General features: G+C 42.8%; 16 protein-coding genes. 5 read left to right on the top strand and 11 right to left on the bottom strand.

Going from position 1 to position 18,859, the window contains the following annotated elements; translation table 11 throughout:
* Positions 1-163: 163 nt before the first annotated feature.
* Positions 164-823, bottom strand: coding sequence for an HNH endonuclease (locus L1D37_RS21305; RefSeq protein ID WP_239849089.1), 660 nt, complete (start codon positions 821-823; stop codon positions 164-166).
* Complete coding sequence (locus L1D37_RS21300) at positions 810-2,063, bottom strand: AAA family ATPase (protein WP_239849088.1); 1,254 nt, start codon at positions 2,061-2,063, stop codon at positions 810-812. Before L1D37_RS21300 ends, L1D37_RS21305 begins: the two co-directional genes overlap by 14 nt.
* Before the next feature lie 616 nt (positions 2,064-2,679).
* Here L1D37_RS21300 and L1D37_RS21295 point away from each other — a divergent pair.
* Positions 2,680-4,503, top strand: coding sequence for a M4 family metallopeptidase (locus L1D37_RS21295; RefSeq protein WP_239849087.1), 1,824 nt, complete (start codon positions 2,680-2,682; stop codon positions 4,501-4,503).
* Between the two features lie 124 nt (positions 4,504-4,627).
* Here L1D37_RS21295 and L1D37_RS21290 read toward each other — a convergent pair whose 3' ends face one another.
* On the bottom strand, positions 4,628-5,527 hold the full coding sequence (locus L1D37_RS21290; protein WP_239849086.1) for a LysR family transcriptional regulator: 900 nt from the start codon (positions 5,525-5,527) through the stop codon (positions 4,628-4,630).
* Between the two features lie 322 nt (positions 5,528-5,849).
* Between L1D37_RS21290 and L1D37_RS21285 the strand changes: the two genes are divergently transcribed.
* Both L1D37_RS21285 and L1D37_RS21280 read left to right on the top strand, forming a co-directional pair.
* Positions 5,850-6,398 carry a DUF3332 family protein gene (locus L1D37_RS21285; protein ID WP_026084404.1) on the top strand — a complete coding sequence of 183 codons (549 nt, stop codon included), beginning with the start codon at positions 5,850-5,852 and terminating at the stop codon, positions 6,396-6,398.
* A gap of 415 nt (positions 6,399-6,813) precedes the next feature.
* On the top strand, positions 6,814-8,040 hold the full coding sequence (locus L1D37_RS21280; protein WP_239849085.1) for a DUF3103 domain-containing protein: 1,227 nt from the start codon (positions 6,814-6,816) through the stop codon (positions 8,038-8,040).
* A gap of 92 nt (positions 8,041-8,132) precedes the next feature.
* On the opposite strand, the gene L1D37_RS21275 is transcribed toward L1D37_RS21280, so the two are convergent.
* Both L1D37_RS21275 and L1D37_RS21270 read right to left on the bottom strand, forming a co-directional pair.
* Entirely contained in the window at positions 8,133-8,450 is a 318-nt protein-coding gene (locus L1D37_RS21275) for a Dabb family protein (protein WP_239849084.1), read from the bottom strand.
* 206 nt (positions 8,451-8,656) lie between these two features.
* Positions 8,657-8,896 (bottom strand): hypothetical protein, encoded by a 240-nt coding sequence (locus L1D37_RS21270; RefSeq protein WP_239849083.1) that lies wholly within the window; start codon positions 8,894-8,896, stop codon positions 8,657-8,659.
* A gap of 301 nt (positions 8,897-9,197) precedes the next feature.
* On the opposite strand from L1D37_RS21270, the gene L1D37_RS21265 reads away from it, so the two are divergent.
* Positions 9,198-10,076, top strand: coding sequence for a LysR family transcriptional regulator (locus L1D37_RS21265; protein ID WP_239849082.1), 879 nt, complete (start codon positions 9,198-9,200; stop codon positions 10,074-10,076).
* 89 nt (positions 10,077-10,165) lie between these two features.
* Here the strand turns inward: L1D37_RS21265 and L1D37_RS21260 are convergent, their stop codons facing one another.
* From L1D37_RS21260 to L1D37_RS21240, 5 genes are all read right to left on the bottom strand, one after another.
* Positions 10,166-11,491, bottom strand: coding sequence for an amidohydrolase family protein (locus L1D37_RS21260; RefSeq protein ID WP_239849081.1), 1,326 nt, complete (start codon positions 11,489-11,491; stop codon positions 10,166-10,168).
* Between the two features lie 53 nt (positions 11,492-11,544).
* On the bottom strand, positions 11,545-12,240 hold the full coding sequence (locus L1D37_RS21255; RefSeq protein WP_239849080.1) for a DUF3299 domain-containing protein: 696 nt from the start codon (positions 12,238-12,240) through the stop codon (positions 11,545-11,547).
* Positions 12,241-12,482: 242 nt separating this feature from the next.
* Positions 12,483-13,955: a tryptophanase gene (gene tnaA, locus L1D37_RS21250; RefSeq protein ID WP_239849079.1), complete on the bottom strand. Its 1,473-nt coding sequence runs from the start codon at positions 13,953-13,955 to the stop codon at positions 12,483-12,485.
* A gap of 764 nt (positions 13,956-14,719) precedes the next feature.
* Positions 14,720-16,408, bottom strand: a complete 1,689-nt coding sequence (locus tag L1D37_RS21245) for a GTPase (RefSeq protein WP_239849078.1) — start codon at positions 16,406-16,408, stop codon at positions 14,720-14,722.
* Positions 16,395-17,507, bottom strand: a complete 1,113-nt coding sequence (locus tag L1D37_RS21240) for a GTPase (protein ID WP_239849077.1) — start codon at positions 17,505-17,507, stop codon at positions 16,395-16,397. Before L1D37_RS21240 ends, L1D37_RS21245 begins: the two co-directional genes overlap by 14 nt.
* A gap of 299 nt (positions 17,508-17,806) precedes the next feature.
* On the opposite strand from L1D37_RS21240, the gene L1D37_RS21235 reads away from it, so the two are divergent.
* On the top strand, positions 17,807-18,316 hold the full coding sequence (locus L1D37_RS21235; RefSeq protein WP_239849076.1) for a peptide-methionine (S)-S-oxide reductase: 510 nt from the start codon (positions 17,807-17,809) through the stop codon (positions 18,314-18,316).
* A 260-nt stretch (positions 18,317-18,576) separates the two neighbouring features.
* Here the strand turns inward: L1D37_RS21235 and L1D37_RS21230 are convergent, their stop codons facing one another.
* A complete protein-coding gene (locus L1D37_RS21230; RefSeq protein WP_239849075.1) occupies positions 18,577-18,771 on the bottom strand; it encodes a hypothetical protein in 195 nt (64 codons plus the stop codon).
* Between the last annotated feature and the right edge of the window lie 88 nt (positions 18,772-18,859).

Raw genomic sequence — 18,859 nt, 5'->3', positions numbered from 1 at the left:
GAGATTTTCAAGACTCAACTATGATATTTAGTTAGAAGATAAAGGTTAGTTGTCACCATGTAGCCGCGTTAAGCTGACTAAAGTTGTGGGTTATACTGTGAAGCAAATAGGAACATAACCCATCGTTTTAGTTGTGTTTAAATGCCTTTCCGCTTTGTTATCTCTATTGTGTAGTAACCACACCTACAATATTAACCATTGAATTAATGACAAAAGAATACTCTCTATTTTCTTCTAACTCTCTAATAATTTCTTTGTATATTATTTTTTTTAGTGTGGGGTTTTTCTCATTTTCGTAACTATCCATAAGTAAACGAATTGCTTCCATTCGTTCAAGCCTCTGCTCGATTAAATCAACTCTGTTGAGTTCCAGTAACTTCTCCGTCAATTTTCCTCTAGCTTGTCCTGGCTTACCAAAAACGTATGGACCTGTGGCGAAAAGAAAATTATTAGGTTGATCTATATATGGATTCAATACTGGCAAATTAGGATCATATTCATCACTCTTATTCATATTACATACAGGGCAAGCTAGACCTAAGTTATTCCAATCAAAAGTAAGTTCAGGATACATATCTTTAGCTTTAGGCTTCACATGTTCAATATGCTCATAAGAAACATGGCTAACTTTGCTTTCACAGTACATGCATTTCGATTTAACTTCTTCTTTCAGTGACGCTTTAACTTGAGAGTTATTATAGCGATTTGATACGGCCGAAGGTACCTTCTCATTTCGCTTAATATAACCAAGTAACTCATTTCTCCAATTGATAGAGTTATCTAATAATATCTGTGGCTCAGCGCCTTTATTAAGCTTTATCATTGATGTTCTCCACAACAAGAGATACTGCTTTTGGCATAAACTCTTGAAGTCCTTGCTCTTCAAGCTCTTGCCTCATCCTTTCAAATAAAGTTTCATCGATACCTTGATCTGAATATTTTTGAACGATAGATCTTAGGTCATCTTCTACCCATACAGGTACAGTTACAGGAACTCCAAGGACTTCTCTTAAAACTTTGGTCGCGTTACCACTTTTATCGACCATGTCGAGCTTTCTTGAAAATACACGCTTATTTTCATTGTAAGTTAATGCGTATACTTTCGACTTTTTAGAAGAACCAATTATAAAAGGGCTATGAGTGGCAATAATGAATTGAGCATTTGGAAAAGCTTCAGTTAAATTTGGTATTAATTCTCGTTGCATCGAAGGGTGCAAATGGTTCTCAGGTTCATCAATAGTGATGACATAACGATCTTTATCATGAGAGAACATATAAATTTGCCACGCAATGCCTATAATCGAAGCTACACCACCAGAAGCAGCATCAATAGAGAAGTTTCCAGAGTCAGTTATAAGCACTACTTCAGGTATCCTAATTTCTAAGTGCTTAAACCCTAAGCTAACAGGAAGCATCACTTTTAAAATCGTTTGAAAACCTTCAAATAACGCTGCATATTCCTTATTTTCGACGACATGAGCATTTCCATAACCAAATGTGGCCAACCCAATTAAAGATTCCTTGAGTAGAAAATTAGGACTTATATTTTTTAAATATTCATCAGTATTAGTGAACTTATCAACTACATTGGCATTATATTCGTTAAAATAGTCTTCTTTATTTTTAGGTTTAGTTGGAATTGACTGCACCTCTTTATAGCTAAAAACAGGGCGGTGAGAAGGTATGTGCATACCATCTATAGGTGTTAATTCTGAATAGTTAAGATCATAACTAGAGCCAGCTTCTTTGGGTATTCTAACTTGTGAAACATTTAGATTAGAGTATTGCACCTTCCCAATATTCACCCATGAATCTTCATATATTTTATCTGAAAAAAAAGAGCTCCACTTTCCTGTTAAATATTTAAGTATTCCTGATGACTTATCTCTCTCTGGTGTTGACAATAAACGAGTATTCCAACCAAAGCTTTTACTAATAACTCCTAGTATTGTTGTTTTTCCAGCACCATTCGAACCAGTTAAAATTGTTACACTCTCATCAAGTTCGATGTCAATGCTTTCAAACTGTCGCCAATGATTCACTTCTACTTTTTTAAACACCATACTTAATTTCCATATAGAGATAACAGCTATTAGACAAAAACTCTGTATTTAAATGCAGAATTTTTCTATCTAGCTTCTTATGTTGCCTATCTTAAACGACTTACTTTATTCATAACAATGACTTATCGTTCTTAGTTTGTGATTGAACGAAAAAATATAGAATTTTTCTATCTAACAGGACTAAATGTAGAAAAGATGAGATCTGTACTTAGTAACATTGTTAAAACAAGTTTACTATTGATAATAAAGACAATATTGCCACTTCCAAAAACTACTTATTTACTCATTTATAATTAAGATAAAAACGGAGAAATATCGAAGTTAACTTAGAGAAAAGTATTCTCTAGATTCAAACAAAACGGATTTTAATAACTCCCGACCCTTCATACGTTTACGATAAATAATAAAATGGGATTTTATAAAAACAATTTGATCAATAAGAATTTTTGTAAACTTTGAATTACATACTCTAAAATTTAATCTCTAATAAAAACTTGTCATAAGCCGAAATGCTCTTCCAATCTTGATTCGCAACACATGGCATTAGTGTGTTGCATATAGACTTCCTATAAAGCCGTTGGGAAGAAGGAGTTTATATTAAAATCAGGAACGAAAAATGAACCAACAACGTCAACTAAGCTGGAAAGTAGCAGCTATTCTAGGTACATCTTTTGGCTTCAATGCACACGCTGCAGAAATGGTCAGAGTCGATAACGATACACTGCTACAACAAAGCCTCGTCGCGCAGTCGAAGAGTGTTGCCCCACTAGAATTAGGTTTTTCTGAAGTAAAACGGGTGGTATTACCCAATGGGAAAACGAAAGTCCGCTACCAACAAACTCACCTAGGTTTACCCGTCTTTGATACCTCCGTTGTCGCCACCCTTTCCAAGAACCAACCCACTCAGGTATTCGGTTCAATGGCACAAGGGATCAGTGGTGACCTATCCAGCATCGCGCCAAAGCTAAATCAGGAACAAGCGATTGAAGCCGCTATTTCCTCTCACCGCACGTTTACTGTCGGCAAAAAGTCGATTGAAAACAAAAATGCAAAACTCATGGTGAAACTGGACGAGAACCAAACCGCGCAAATGGTGTATCTGGTCGACTTCTTTATCGCTTCTTCTTATCCAGAGCGCCCTTTTTACTTTATTGATGCCATGACTGGCGAGGTAATCCAAAAATGGAATGGATTAAACCACGCTAAATCGTCTGGTACTGGCCCCGGTGGTAACCTCAAAACCACTCGATATGAATATGGCAGTGACTTCCCTAGCTTTCCCATCGACAAATCAGGCACGACGTGTAAGTTAGAAAATGATTCGGTTAAAACGGTCAACTTGAATCACGGAACGTCCGGCAGTGCCGCCTACAGCTACAACTGTGCCGACGGAACCAACTACACCGATCATAAGTACATTAACGGTGCTTACTCGCCTCTTAACGATGCGCACTACTTCGGTAATGTCGTGTTTGATATGTACAAAGAGTGGATGAACACTTCACCATTAACCTTTCAGCTGACGATGCGTGTTCACTACAGCTCAAATTACGAGAATGCATTTTGGAATGGTTCATCAATGACCTTTGGCGATGGTGGCAGCACCTTCTATCCATTGGTCGATATTAACGTGAGTGCTCACGAAGTCAGTCACGGGTTCACAGAGCAGAACTCGGGGCTTGTATACCGAAACATGTCGGGCGGCATAAACGAAGCCTTCTCCGATATTGCAGGTGAAGCGGCTGAATATTACTTGCGTGGAAATGTGGATTGGATTGTGGGTAGCGACATTTTCAAATCGGAAGGTGGCTTGCGCTACTTTGATCAACCATCAAAAGATGGCCGCTCGATTGATCATGCCTCTGAATACTACGATGGTTTGAACGTTCACTTGTCTAGCGGTGTTTATAACCGCGCCTTTTACCTTTTAGCGAACAAATCGGGTTGGAATGTACGTAAGGGCTTTGAAATATTCACAGTCGCAAACCAACTGTATTGGACGGCAAACAGTACCTTTGATGCCGGTGCGTGTGGCGTTGCGAAAGCTGCAGCAGACATGGGTTATATGGTTGCCGATGTTGAAAATGCCTTTAACACCGTAGGCGTGAATGCGAGCTGTGGTATCACACCGCCAACTGGCAATGTATTAACGAAAGGCACACCGATTGCGAACCTAAGCGGAAACCAATCATCAGAGAGCTTCTACACCTTCACTGTGGATTCTGCATCAAGCGTGACGGTTTCAATATCTGGAGGCTCAGGTGATGCCGACCTTTACGTGAAATCGGGAAGCAAGCCAACCACATCGAGTTACGACTGTCGCCCTTATCGCGCTGGCAACAATGAGCAGTGCAGTGTGAGCGCGCAACCGGGCGTGACTTATCATGTATTACTGCGCGGATACTCGAACTATTCTGGCCTAACGTTGCGTTTAGATTGAGTTAAAACTTAGCGCTTAAGGTAGCAACCAATAACAAAGCCTACTCACATGAGTAGGCTTGATTGCTTATTAAAAGGCTGGATTGTTCTAGAGACTTAGACGACCTATTACAAAGCCACATTGATCACGCAGACAGTTTTAAGATCTCACTGGTAAACAACTCTCTTAGCCATCGGTTTACGATGTCGTCATTGCGGTTGCTGTGCCAATACACACTCAATGATGGCTTGTTGTATTCGAATGGCAGTTCAAACATCTTTATTTTTTCTTCATCGAAATACGCTTTCGCCACACTTTTGGGGAAGGTTGCAATCCAATCACTGTTGTAGATGGTCTCTGAGAAATCAGCGATCGAATTCAGCTTTCTTGCTACTTTTCGCTCTGAAAAAATTGGGCTGTGAAACTCGGAGAGCTGGTTAACTCGGTAGTTATCATGTGTGAGCGTTACATGCTTTTCTGAAAGGTATTGCTCTAAGCTGACTTGCTGGTCAATGTTCGAGTGGTTTTGGCTACACACAATACACAACTCGTCGCTCCATACCTCTTGGCTTAATAAGGTTGGATGGGCGCTGGTTAAGTCGACAACAAGGTCGATCTTTTTCTCTCGTATGTCGGTCGCCATGTCTTCTTTGATGTTCACGATTTCTATCACGCAGTCTGGCGCTTCTTTCTGAATCCTATCCAGAACTTGCGGCAGCGTCACACTGCTTGAAATACTCATCGCGGCAATTCTAAATGTGTAACTGCACTCTTTGGGTTTAAAGTCGTGCGTTTCAGGTAACGAATGAGATACCAGTTTGTGTGCTTGCTTGAAGATTGGGTACAAGTCGTTAGCAACAGGTGTCGGTTCAAGCGTGTACGATTTTCTAACGAAGAGCAGATCACGATACTCGTCTCGAAGCTGCTTCAAGTGAGCACTGAGGCTGGGTTGTGAGATGTTGAGCCGCTCTGCTGCGTACGTTAAGTTTCCTTCTTCATATATCGCAATAAAGTAATAGATGAGGTTCAGATTAAATCGTTTCATTCGAGCCCTTTAGGCAGTCATTTATATGAATAAACGGAGAATTAATATCGTTTAACTTGTCCTCTATTATCCTGTTCAATTTCCATCATTCAGTTATGGTCATGACAGTTCATTGTAAAAACACCAAGTGTAAATAACACGAACTAGTACGATAGGATCGAACGAAATAGCAAGAGAAACAAACCAAGCGAATAAGCAAGATGTTGGTTTATATAGAGATATAGGATTTTCTGATATCAAGTATAGGCGTGACGTTATATTAGAACGCAGATGACTTTGACATAATTATCCGTTCCTAAACAGACACGTGTAGAAATAGATAATGATTAACCGATTTGCAAAACCGATAATAATCTCAATGAGCCTTGTGACCTTATTTGGTTGTGTGGGCAGCAATGCCGTAACCGGAAAACTAATGGAATTTAACGTGAAAGCCGTTGATAACCGTTACGCTCGTGGTGGCCTAAACATGTTACTTGCCCCTGCTTACGGTATTACCGTTGCCGCCGATTACATCGTATTTAACTCACTGGAATTTTGGACGGGTAAGAACCCAATCAACAAGAAGCCTCACATCTTTGACACCAAAGTAGATACCTACATTGATGTTAATGACCAACTGGATGACAGCCTAACTGAAGCGCCTATCGACCCGCTGGCAAAGCATGTGATTGACCACAGTGAAATGAGAGTGATCAACGAAGACCAAATCGCAATTGAGCTGACTTACAACGACGGTTCTCACGCGACATTAACGGGCGAGCGCTTTGGCGATGAAGTTCACTACTCTATTGATAACCAAGTTATCGCAAAAACAAGCTTAGAAGAGATGCAAATGTACATGGCATCCGCAGAGCAATCACAGGGCTAACAGCGCTGATATAACGCCGCTCGTAATGAAATAATAGATACACCAACAACAGTCAGTATTTATAAGCATTGCCGTTCGCTTATAAACATAAAAGGGTTAGCCAAGCGCTAGCCCTTTCTCTTATCTGCCCTACGCCAGCCAACAGATACCCTTATACCTAAGCGCTCTTTTGCACCTATAAACCAAAACTATATAGTTAATAATTTTGTTAATTAACTGCTGATTGGTTTATAAATTTGGATATATCAAGTCGTCACACACTTGATATTTTATAAATTATTTAAATTGAGATCCTGTGCTGCACAACGAAATAAAAATCAGCTGTCTAACTTTTAAACACATTCACCTTGCTGATAGGTTAATCCTTATAGGGCAAATGCTCTATTAATGATAAAAATTAAAATAAGGATTATTTATGAGACCATCTTTCTCTATCAGTATGGTGCTTGCAACAACAGTGGTTGGCTTCCAGTCCTATGCAAACAATATCGACACGACAGACGCACGCTCTCTTTCAGAGAACGCCTCAGCACAAAAGCAAACTTTGGCGTTGCAAATCAGTGCCCGTTACTCGGATCTTGAGCTTTCTCTAAAAGGTCAGATAACAGAAAAGCAGCTGTCTACACCGATAGACAAGCTTAACTCAGACAAGCCCTACTCTACGTTTTCAAGCAAAATGCAGAAAGCCGATCTTAGTTACCGCAAGATGAAAGGGATCAACGACTTCAGTGACTCTGTGTTAGAAATTCGCATGGCCGATGAAGCGATGATTGAAGCTTGGAAGAATGGTGAAAGCCCACTGTTTGCTTACGAACCATCAGGCGATGATTCAAACTGGCAATACATCGAAGCCTATGATGTGTATGGACAAGTTCATGAGTTAGATGTGTACCAAATGCCCGACGTTCCTGTGTTTGTTATTGATAGTAACGGTTCAGAAGAACTCAAAGCAGGCTTAATGGCGATGCAGGCCGAGATGAACAAGCTGGGTACTGCAACACAAATCAATTCCGATTCCAAAACCACCAGCGAAAGTGAAGCTAGTAAAAACAGTAAGGTTCAGAAGCAAACGTTTATGGGTAAAGCTCAGCGTTCGATGGCAATGTCTGAACCTGAGCCATTGAACACCACACAGTTAACGAAAATCCGTTTGGCTGTCGACCAAGAACCGTGGATCTCTGGCAAAGCTGAAATCTATGCCATTGTGACCGGGGTCGACTCAAGTCGTTTAGAGCCACAAATTGATCTGGTTGAGATGCCTTATCTGGATTACGACAAACAGACGTACTATCCAAATCAAACCGTGATCTTCTGGCCTCGTTACCGTTGGGGTGCTGCCGATATGATTTTGATGGAGCACGATGACGGCACCGATTACAAAGCGTTAGCCAAGCTGCTGGTTGAAGCCGCAGAAGAGATATTGAAGATGATTCCTGACCCAGAAGTTCAAGGCTATGCGATCATTGCTCAGATCACCGGTAAGATCATTGATGTGATTCCTGAAGGCGTACTAGTGAATGACGATGACTTCGTAGACGTGTACTACACCTTAATGCAAAACACCCCTTACGTTGATCGCCCGGGCGCAGGCGGAAATGCCGTTGCTTCGTTCGCCCCTGTCACGATTTCACCGACAGAGTAAATCGTTCTTTATTGGTTAGGGCTTAGTCATACAAGCCCTAACTCTTCATTATCGAAGATGCGTAAAACATAAGAGACGAACTGAGAAGCTAATTACAGGGAGTAATCAAACACAATGATGTCTTCCAAAAGCGGACGAAACACTTCTTTCAGCGCATCATGCTCTGGGTGTGGAAGGTAGTTCTGGCGGCCTTTTTCATCAGCAAACGTCATTAACACCGAATGGGTATAACCTTGGTTTTTGTTTTCAGGGCTGTCATTTAGCCCCCATTCGACTGAAGTCACTCCTGCAACCTTGCTTGGCATGGCTTCAAACAGTCCCTTCAGCTTCTCTATTTCAGAAACTTCTGCATCTTGTTTAAACTTAATCAGCAAAATATGACGAATCATTCCCGTTTCTTTTCGATTCATTCCTAGTCCTTGTCGAGTCTTCGTTTGCTTGTGTGTCATTCGAGCGCACACCCAGTCGCGAGTTAACGCTAATAGAAGACAAAATGCCACAGGTTACAGAGACTGCCAAGGCTAGATGACTGAGTTTTATAAAAGACTCTAAAACGAAAAACGCTGCACCCGAAGGCACAGCATTTTCCATGGACATGGTAAGCACAGATTAAGCGTTAGTCACGGCGACCCGTTAATTGAATCGCTTGGTCTTGATCAACGGTCTTTTGGAATTTTATTCCGCCATTGCTCCCGTCATTTCTTCCTTCAAGAGTAAGATCAGACTCAACACGCTCTACATTTACCTGATTGCCTTGGCTCATTGTCATATCAATGGTGCCTGTATAGGTTCCATCAGCCGCAAAAGCAGTATTCATTGAAATAGCCATCAAGCCTAGTGCGATTAACTTGTTCATACATCACCCCTCGTTATTTTTAATATTATGTTCGTTTGTTACTGTGTTTCTTTGTTGAGGTAACTTTAACAACCGGATGCAGGCCATTCGAGGAAAAGCAAGATTTACAAAATGGAAACTTGCTCGATAAATCAACGAAATAGTTCACATCTTGACGTTGTGCTGTCTTAAAACTTAGAACTCATGACTATGATATTAGAGTCAGATGCTTTTACGTTTCTCTGTTGTCGCGCTTTATACTTTAACGCTTCATTCGCAACAAAGAATCGCATCGTAATCACCTAACCAATTCGGAGTGCTTGTGGACATCAATCTCGATATTCAGAATATCTTGGTCATCAAACGTATGTATGAACTTCGCAATGTTGGTTTGGTTGCTGAGTCGCTAGGAAAAACCTCTGGGGCGATCAGCAAGAACCTGTCGAAACTAAAATTGCAGCTTGATGACCCCTTGTTTATTCAAACCAAACACGGGTTTGAGCCAACGACTTTTGTCGAAACCAATATCGAAAACTTTGAGCAGATACTCACGAGTGTCGAAGCCATCAAACACCAAGTGTTCACTCCTGAGACTTATCAGGGCGACATTAAAATTTACGCCAATACCCTGTTTTGGGAACGCTACGGATCTAAGCTCTACTTCGCACTCAGCCAAGAAGCACCACATGCTCACTATTCATTTGTGAGATGGGGAACCAATGTTAAAAACAGGCTCATCGACGGTGAAGATGCTGTCGCGGTTCACTACTTTGATGAAGGTTTGCCGCAATCTATTTCACAGAAGGAAATAGGAAAAGGCAAAGCGGTGTTCTTCGTTCGAAATGACCACGAAGCCCAGACCTTTGAGTCATTGGTTAACTACCCAATCATTCTGTTCAAGACTCCTGGGTGGAATGACAATAAATACCCCATTATCGACAGGCTCAGAAACGTCGGTTTCAACGTCACGCCAAAAGTTGAAGTCGACCACCCTGCCATGATCCACGATGTGGTGTTGAAGTCTGACTATTTTGGTATCACCTTAGATGGCAGTGTGCCAGAAGGCTGTCGAAGCATTGATTTACCCGAGAAGCTGACTATCGGTGTCAGCTATGTGATGAGCTGTCGTCGTTCACAAAAAGACGCACCTGTGAACCAATGGCTTTTAAAGATCCTCAAATCCGTATTGCAAAACAAATAGCCACGAACCAATAAGGGCCTACTTCATCAGTAGGCCCTTTGTTTATTCACTATTTGGTTCTTGATATCAACCGACAGCTATCGAGTTACTTAATCTTGAGTCGTGTCTTTGTAGATAGTCCCGTTTTTCATGATCATGTCGAAGTTGTCTGTTGGATTCGTTAATACCGACAAGTCTTCCAACGGATTGCCATCGACCAAAATCAAATCCGCCAGCGCGCCCTCTTTTACGACACCAAGCTTCCCTTCATATGGGTTTCTAGGGCCAGACATTTCAAGCAGCGCAGCGTTACCAGAAGTCGCTTGGCGAAGGATCTCGTAGTTTGAGAACCACTTAGTGCGATTGGTAAACTCTTCGTTTTGACGCGCCATTAACGAATGGTCGGCAATCACATCCGTACCGAAGGCTATCTTCTTGTATCCCTTCTTCTTGATAAGCGAGAACGTGTTATCTAAGCCATCAAACGCTTGTGCGAATTTGGCTTTCTGGCTTTCGTTCACGCCTGCGGGTGTGTTGATGTACACCAAGGTTTGAACGCTCAACCACGCGTCTTTCTCAATCAATAAGTCGAGGTTTTCTTCGCTGATGAAGTTAGCGTGCTCAATCGATTTCACACCGTTATCCAGCGCCATACGAATCCCATGATTGTTGTACACGTGCGCCGCGACATAAGTGTTCCAGTTGTCTGCCGCTCTTACTGCCACATCCACCTCTTCTGGCAAGAACTGAGTCACATCAAGAGGATCGGTTGGTGAAGCTGCGCCGCCTCCAACTAAGATTTTGACCTGACTTGCACCTTTACGAAGCTGTTCACGAGCGCCTGTTAATACTTGAGACTGGCCATCAACAATCTCGGTGTGACCACCACGAACAAATGGATCAGGATCATTGGTGTGCAGCTTAGACAAGCTATTAGGCATACGATAATCTGCGTGACCACCAGTTTGCGTTAGAACGCCACCAGACGGGTAAATTCTTGGGCCCTTGACCATGTCAGAATCAATCGCCTTCTTTAGAGAGAAGGTGTTGCCGCCCATGTCACGAGCCGTAGTGAAACCACGCATCAACATAGCTTCAGATTCTTCAACCTGACCAATGGCAAAACGGTACTCGTCTGCCACCATCATTTCGCCGAAACCCAACTGGAGCGATAGATGCACGTGAGCATCAATAAAGCCAGGTGTCAGAGTTTTTCCCTCACCTTGAATCACTGACGTTACACCTTGTTGATCAAGGTTCTCACCAATCGATTTAATGGTGTTGCCTTCAACCAAAACATCCATGTTGGATGTTAGGCCGTTGGTGGTGCCGTCGAATATTTTCACGTCTTTGATCAGCACGCTTTCTGCTGCAAGTGAAGAGAAAGAAAGCGCCGACAAGATTAAAGAAGAGATCACTGTTTTTTTGTAAAGCATAACGATAAACCTAAGTAAATTTGATTGGATTAGTTTCAATTGAATAAAATGAATCAGTTTAGAAATGCGACGTTGGTCGCCGTCATGTGGTAAATGCTTTCCACACTGTTCGTTCCATCGTAGTAATTGCCTTGGTCGATGTTTAACTCGCTCTGCAATGTCCCTTCAATGAACAATGGCGTCTCTAAAGAAGGCATCACGATCCCCTGTGGGTAGTTGACCAGTATGATCTGATTCGCAGGTGGCGCAGGTGTATGGATGCATTGACCAGCGATAGGCACAAGAAAGAACTTAGTGACAGAAAGCCCTTCAAAATCAATCGGTACCATGTAACCGCCGAGCTTCCAGTTCTTGTCCAACACTTTAGGGTTCGGGGTATAAAAACGTTCTTCGTTGAGCGCTATCATCTGGTTTCGCAAGTCGTAGAGGTTCTTCGCATCGAGCCCTTCATCAAGTAAGACATCTTCGATTTTGCTCACTTGGCTGGTGATGTAGTCGCTGTATTGAGGATCGGTATCTAAGTCACGTGTTTTTATCGCATCTTGGAAACTCGCGTACTCTCTTAACAAGGAGATGTTCTCGTAGGAGAGGTCTTCAAAAGGGTTCTGAATTTCTTTGGTTGGCTTGATAAGCGCATTCCAGTTAAGGTCGGCATTATCCTGATAGATATTCGAACTGTGAACGGCATTAGACGTCATCAAATACCCGATTAAGGCCACCAATAACGCGATTAAAACTTTAGTTTTCATACACACCCCTTCTATTATTCCACTAGAGAAAACAACGTTTCAAAGCCTGCTCATCGATAACGACCTAGGCGATGAATGGAATTATATGAGGTTCGCCGATTTTCCTTTTATCCCACTTGTAGGATCAGACCCTACGTATTTCGATTTCTTCTTTTCTCTCGATTTCTGCTTTAGAGCGCACAAAAAAAGAGCCGCTAAAAAACGGCTCTTTTGGTCTGTGACTATTCGCTTATGTTGTTATTTTAAAATGCTTCTTCGAGCGTTTGTTCATTCTTTTTTCCTGCTTGTTTCTCGCTTATTTCTACCTCTTTCAAGCGCGCAGTAAAGTGTCTTAACACTGGCGGTTCATAGGTAAAGTCGAGCCCTTTCACTTTGCTTGCGTTCTCTTTCACTTTCTCGAACGCTTCAATAATGAAATCCATGTGGGTTTGTGTGTAAGTCGCGCGTGGAATGGTTAAACGCAATAGCTCTGCAGGGCATGGATGCTGCTCTCCCGTTACGGGGTCACGACCTTGCAATAACGAGCCAATCTCAACCGCTCTTATGCCTGCCACTTTGTAAAGCTCACACGCCAACGCATGCGCAGGGAATTGACCCGCTGGAATATGAGGAAGCAGTTTACCCGCATCGACAAACGCAGCATGACCGCCCGCTTGCTGACACACGATACCTATCGCCTCTAACCCATCAACGAGGTATTGAACCTGACCGATGCGGTACTCCAACCAATCTTGACGCATACCGTCATATAAGCCAACCGCAAGTCGTTCCATTGCACCGCCCTCTAAGCCACCATAGGTTGGGAAGCCTTCTTGCACGACGCACAAGGTTCGACACTCTGTGTACACATCCATGAAGGAGTCGTCTTTAAAGCACAATAAGCCGCCCATTTGTACCATCGCATCTTTCTTAGCCGACATAGCCAAACCATCCGCGTATTTGTAAGACTCACGTGTGATTTGTTCGATAGTCCAATCTTGATAACCGGCTTCACGCTGCTGAATGAAGTAAGCATTTTCAGCGTAACGAGCAGAGTCCATGATCACTGGAATATCGTACTTCTGTGCGATCTCATACACGGCTTTGAGGTTGGCAATCGAGACAGGCTGTCCACCAGCCGAGTTACAAGTAATAGTACTCACAATGTAAGGAACGTTGGTTGCGCCTGCTTCTAAGATCGCTTCTTCCAATTTGACGATATCGAAGTTGCCTTTGAAGTCAGCATTCACTGAGGTATCAAACGCTTCTTTGGTATAAACGTTCTTCGCTACGCAGCAATTCACTTGAGTGTGGCCTTGCGTGGTATCGAAGAAGTAGTTCGACAAAGCGACCATTTTGCTGCGATCGAGTCCTTTCTCCATTTCACGCTTCTTAATCAAAACAGGGATGTAAATCTGCTCTGCGCCACGACCTTGGTGAGTAGGAATGGTCAGCTCATAGCCGAAGATATCTTTCACCGCGTTCGACAGTGCATAGTAACTGCGACTGCCACTGTAGGCTTCATCACCCATCAACATCGCTGCTTGCATACGTTGTGTGATTGAACCTGTACCGCTGTCAGTCAGCAAATCGATGAACACGTCATCACTGTCGAGTAGAAACGGATTCATACCCGCTTCAACAATGGCTTGCTCACGGTAAGCGCGAGTTGTTCTTTTTACTGGCTCTACAACGCGAATACGAAACGGTTCTGGTAGATGTTTGAAGTTTTCCATAATAGTACCTTTCAAAAAATTCAGCCTAGGGCGAAAAAGCCAAATTCATTATTTTAGATGTCACGAGTCATCACCATTAATTTTATTTCACGTACGATAACTCTCGTGAAATTACGATGAAAATTAATAGCTAGAAATAGATTATTTAATCAATGACGTATTGATTAGACTCCAATTAATAATATCTAAGAGACAAGAACCTCATGCACAAAAAACAAATACTAAACTCATGAGTTACGACATGTCTTAAAGACGAAATTAATAGGATTGGGCAAAGCTCAGCGGCTCTGCTGGCGCGTGACGCCTAGAGGGTACTACTCTGAAGAAAGGTGGAACGAGAGCTGATGATCTAAAGTATACCAAGCTAACAAGGTTAGCCATGTTGTTGATTGCCATTTCAGATACATGTTCACAATATATCCCTACGTTGAAATCAAGGTGATCCGAAATTTAAATATAGTGCAATTGTTTTATAAATACAGCGAAAGAAAGTATAAATGTGATCAATATTTAGAATGGCAATTAAATACGATAGCGTGTTATATAAACTGTGAATATCGTCAGTTTATATACTATTAAACTAGTTCGCGGAATTAACAAGTATCGACAAATAGCTGTAGCAATACAGAGTTGCGGTAATAGAGGATTAATTATAACTAATGGTAAATAAAACAAGCTCTGATAATCACTGAGTTCGGTTAATTTCAGCTTCATCAGAGCTTGGTTGCTATTGTTGTTGCCATAGCTATTGCCATTAAATCGGGTTACTTCTTCTTAACCACTTGTTTAATCGCCATTTCAGCTAACTTCGGTGTCGCGGCTTTCAGTGCACTGGGTGCCACCTTCTTACCGGCTTTTACCGCTTTGTTCAGCTGTCCTTTAACCGACGTCCCTCTTTTCATAGCTTCAAAACGTTGGCGATTTCTCTGCACGTTATTTGCGTCAGCGATGCGCTCGAGCAACGTCTGTCTTAGAGCATCTAAACCAAACTGTGCCTTTTCAGGAGCAATCGCCAGTGGCAATGCAATATCGGGTTGTAGCAGTGTTTGGTTGTATTCGATCGCTTGAGCGATGATCTTCCCCTTAACCGATGTCGGGCTATCCAAATCATAAGGTGGCTGCCATTCATCAACAGGCTTTAGTCGATCGACCTGATTAACAACCGAGACCAATATTGGCTTCTTACGTGAGATGTTCTTCGGATCGTCATAGAAAGCGTCAAACTTGCCCTTCAACTGTTTGTCCAGTTCGCGAGCCGATTGATTGGCTTTAAGCACCCAAAGTACTACATCGGCTTGAGTCATTTCTTTAAGCATCAAGGATTCGTTTTTTGCATTACCATCAAGCCCTTGCAGATCAACTACTCGAACGTCATTGTCATCGACAAACGCCTTGTAAACGGTTGAAGTGTCGGTTGATGGTAGCACGTCGACCTCGGCAACCAGCTCTTGCTTAAGGGCATTAATCAGTGAAGATTTACCCGAACTTGTTTGCCCCACCAGCACAATTCGTACAGGTTCTAATTCAGGAGCAAAACGTGTATCGTCGACTTCTGAAACATCAGACGCTCTAAGCGATTCATCTTCAATGCTGAATCGACCGCTATAGAGATCAATTGCTACTGCAGCCACTTCATCGAGTAAAGCTTGTTTGGCAGCGTATTGCATGTCATCGACCACACCTTTAGTCATGGTAGATGTGGCTTGTTCTCGACCTAAATCAGAAATCACTTTGAGCGGATTCAAATACAAGTTTTTGAGGTGGTTACCCCAAATCGCCGCTTTGAAGATCTTCTGCCCCAACTCACCGTATTTGTCGTAGGCTTCGTAGCCCGCTTTGATGTAAGAAACCTTAAGATACTCAATGCCCGGAATGTGTTCTTTCACCACTAACTTGTAGCGGCGGCTGACCTCTTCAAATAATTTAAGCCCTTCAGGAATCGAAAAATCGAGTGATTTCTTATCAAACTTTTTAGCGACAAACTCAAGCACCTCTAAACCAGTTTGGTCAAGGTTGCCCCACTCTATCTCGTTACTTAATTGCTGACGTACATAGTGCTTCGAGTCGTTCCAAATCAACAACTCAGCTTGCGACCATTCATCAGATGCTTTGACCATCGCATCATTTATTAACGCATCGTTTACTAACGCATCATTGATGTCAGCACTCTTAGGCGATGATTCGGTTTCACCCTCGCTTGCTGAGTTGGCAGACGCATTGCTATAAGTCGGCTCGCGAGAAGAACGGCTAGAAATATATAAAGGAATGGTGAACACCAAGGTACTTACCGCTATAGCAATCGACATTTCCAACAGATAACCGTATTTGACGGCCAAAAACAGACCAAATCCCATCATGATGAGGCTTGGGAAGATCGCCGAAATCAGCGCAATGCCCCAACGCCCGCCCGATAAAACGGAAAGTAATCGAAATAAGTTTCTAATTTTCTTCATAACCCGACGCTGCCTTACCTTTTTTCAGGGATTCTTTGTAGATCTTTTGCATCTCTTGTTCAGACACGTCTTCGCCTTTGTTCTTATGATAGAAGTAAAAACACGCAGCTCGACCTAAACCATAACTGGTACCGAAACTCATGGCTGCGGCCGCAACCGCACCGACCGTTTGACCATAAACCGGAATCAACTTTATCAGCTGTCGAGTTCCGAGTTTCATGCCGTATTGCACTGCAAAGCTGCTTCCCAAAGTGCCTATCAGCTCGCTAAAGACTCTCTTGTTCCATTCGACCCCATATTGGTTTGCCAAACTGTGGAGCATCTTCGCTTGAATTGCAGGCACAGACACCAAGCCAACACCCGGAATCAAATCGCTAGCCGCAGCACTTCCTGCGTACCAAAGCACTTCGTTTTCTACTTGGTCAAAGTTGGCTTCTTCTTGGGTGGAATGCTCTTTGTCGACCACCATCATTCCGATAACTGGAAGCATATTAGTCAGCTGTTCAATCAAGGCTTCATAATTGTAGATTGCGCCACTGTTGTTGCTCTCGTCATCCGTTTCAAAATCCACCGCGACCGATTCAAATTCCTTTCCCCACACCTTTTCTATTTGATTGGTGTTGAATTGAATTTGCCTTGCACGGTCTGATTCATTGGAAGACAACACAGCGGTATGAACCAGCAGTAAGTGTTTAATCTTCTTTTGCTTCTTAATCTGTTGCAGAGCGGTAACCACCGCGGATTGCTCAGGCTCGTCAGCTTTCATCACCACGACGAGCGCATTACCCGCTTGGCCAATCTCTTGAAGATCGTCTGCCGGATCGTAATCGGCCTCACCCAGCCCTCGGGTATCGAGAAATCGCATAACCGGTTTGTCTTGTGGAAACGCATACGACATTGCCGTCATGGTGCATGGCGCAAAACCATTACCCACTTCAACAGAGGAGTTACCCGTGACCGCTTGAATAAACGATGACTTGCCCGCACCCGTTTTGCCCAACAGCCACAAGGTCGGCAGATGCTTACGCTGATATTCATGAGCCTGCGTGAGATCGGGGTTCTTGCTCGGATTAATGAAGTCTTTAATTTGATCAAACATGGTTAGACTAACGCTCACTTGATGTTGAGATTCGGGTTGGTGACAAGGTGCGATGACTTATATAATCAGGTTATCGCATTTAACTTAAGTTTGTTCAGTGACGCGTTTGTTCAGTCGTGCTGATTTACAATGCTTAAGCGCTTGTTTTTATAAGCCTGTTTTATATACGGTTCTATCACGTATTTAAGCATGCTCCAAGCTATTGAATGCTTGACGCTGTAACAGTTTAAGTCGTCTATTAGTAATCAACAGCCATCAGTTAAAAGCTAGCAACAAACACAGAGAGCCCAAAGAGAAGTATGGAACAAATTTATTTAGCAGGTGGATGCTTGTGGGGTGTGCAAGAGTTCATCAAGTATGCACCCGGTGTGATCAGCACAGAAGCAGGCCGCGCCAATGGTAGCTACCAGCCAACAGAAGCCGAAGCACCAAAAAGCGATGACGACCAAAACGCTTATGATGGCTACGCTGAGTGTGTGCAGATTGAGTTTGACCCAAGCATCACATCAGTAACGGTTCTAATCGAACATCTGTTTGAGATCATTGACCCATACAGCATAAATAAACAAGGTGTCGATGTGGGGGAAAAGTATCGCACCGGTGTTTACAGCACCGACGCTCAACACTTAGCAGAAGCCGAGCGCTACATTGCATCTCGCGAAGATGCAGACCGAATCGCTCTAGAGGTTTTGCCATTAACCAAATACGTCGCCAGTGGCGACATCCACCAGCACCACCTAAGCCACTTTCCTGAAGATCATCACTTATGCCATATCCCTTGGGATCTGCTGCATAAATACAAATCTTAGTTCAACAAACTGTCTCTCTGTCTTTCTTTATACTCGTCACCTCTATGCGCTTACATTGAGGACAAAGCAAGTAGTAATGGGTTCCGTAGGCGTAATCTCGCACAAGAGAAAGAGGCTTAATGGAGCAAGTACAACCGCTCTCTTGATTTGATTGGTCTGGCGTTATTTTAAAACGGTTGGCTATCAGTAACTGCTGTATTCCTGGTTGTGTCATCGCTTGTCTTATCGTCGTTAAGTGCATATAAGCCTCGCTCAGTCAGTTACATTTGAGTAAGTGAAGGGTTCGATGATTTAAGTACGAGCAGATACTCAATCAGCTTGTATTTTTGAACGTAAGATACCGACTTAGCATGTTCAGAGTGACAGCGACTCATATTCCAACGCTCGACAACTTGTCTGTCACGGCACGTTAGATATTCCGTTTCTGCTTTGGTGATGAGAGATGCTTCCTGCATCGAGAATCCTTGGCTTTTCAGTAAATTTAAGACTGCATTATGGATTGGAGAACTCGAATACATTAACTGGGCACCTCACACGTGGTCA

Origin of the sequence: Vibrio sp. Isolate33 (assembly GCF_022397895.1) — a bacterium.
Taxonomy (GTDB): domain Bacteria; phylum Pseudomonadota; class Gammaproteobacteria; order Enterobacterales; family Vibrionaceae; genus Vibrio; species Vibrio pomeroyi.
Note: the sequence above shows the minus strand (reverse complement) of the source record. Positions and strands in the feature narration are given on the sequence as shown.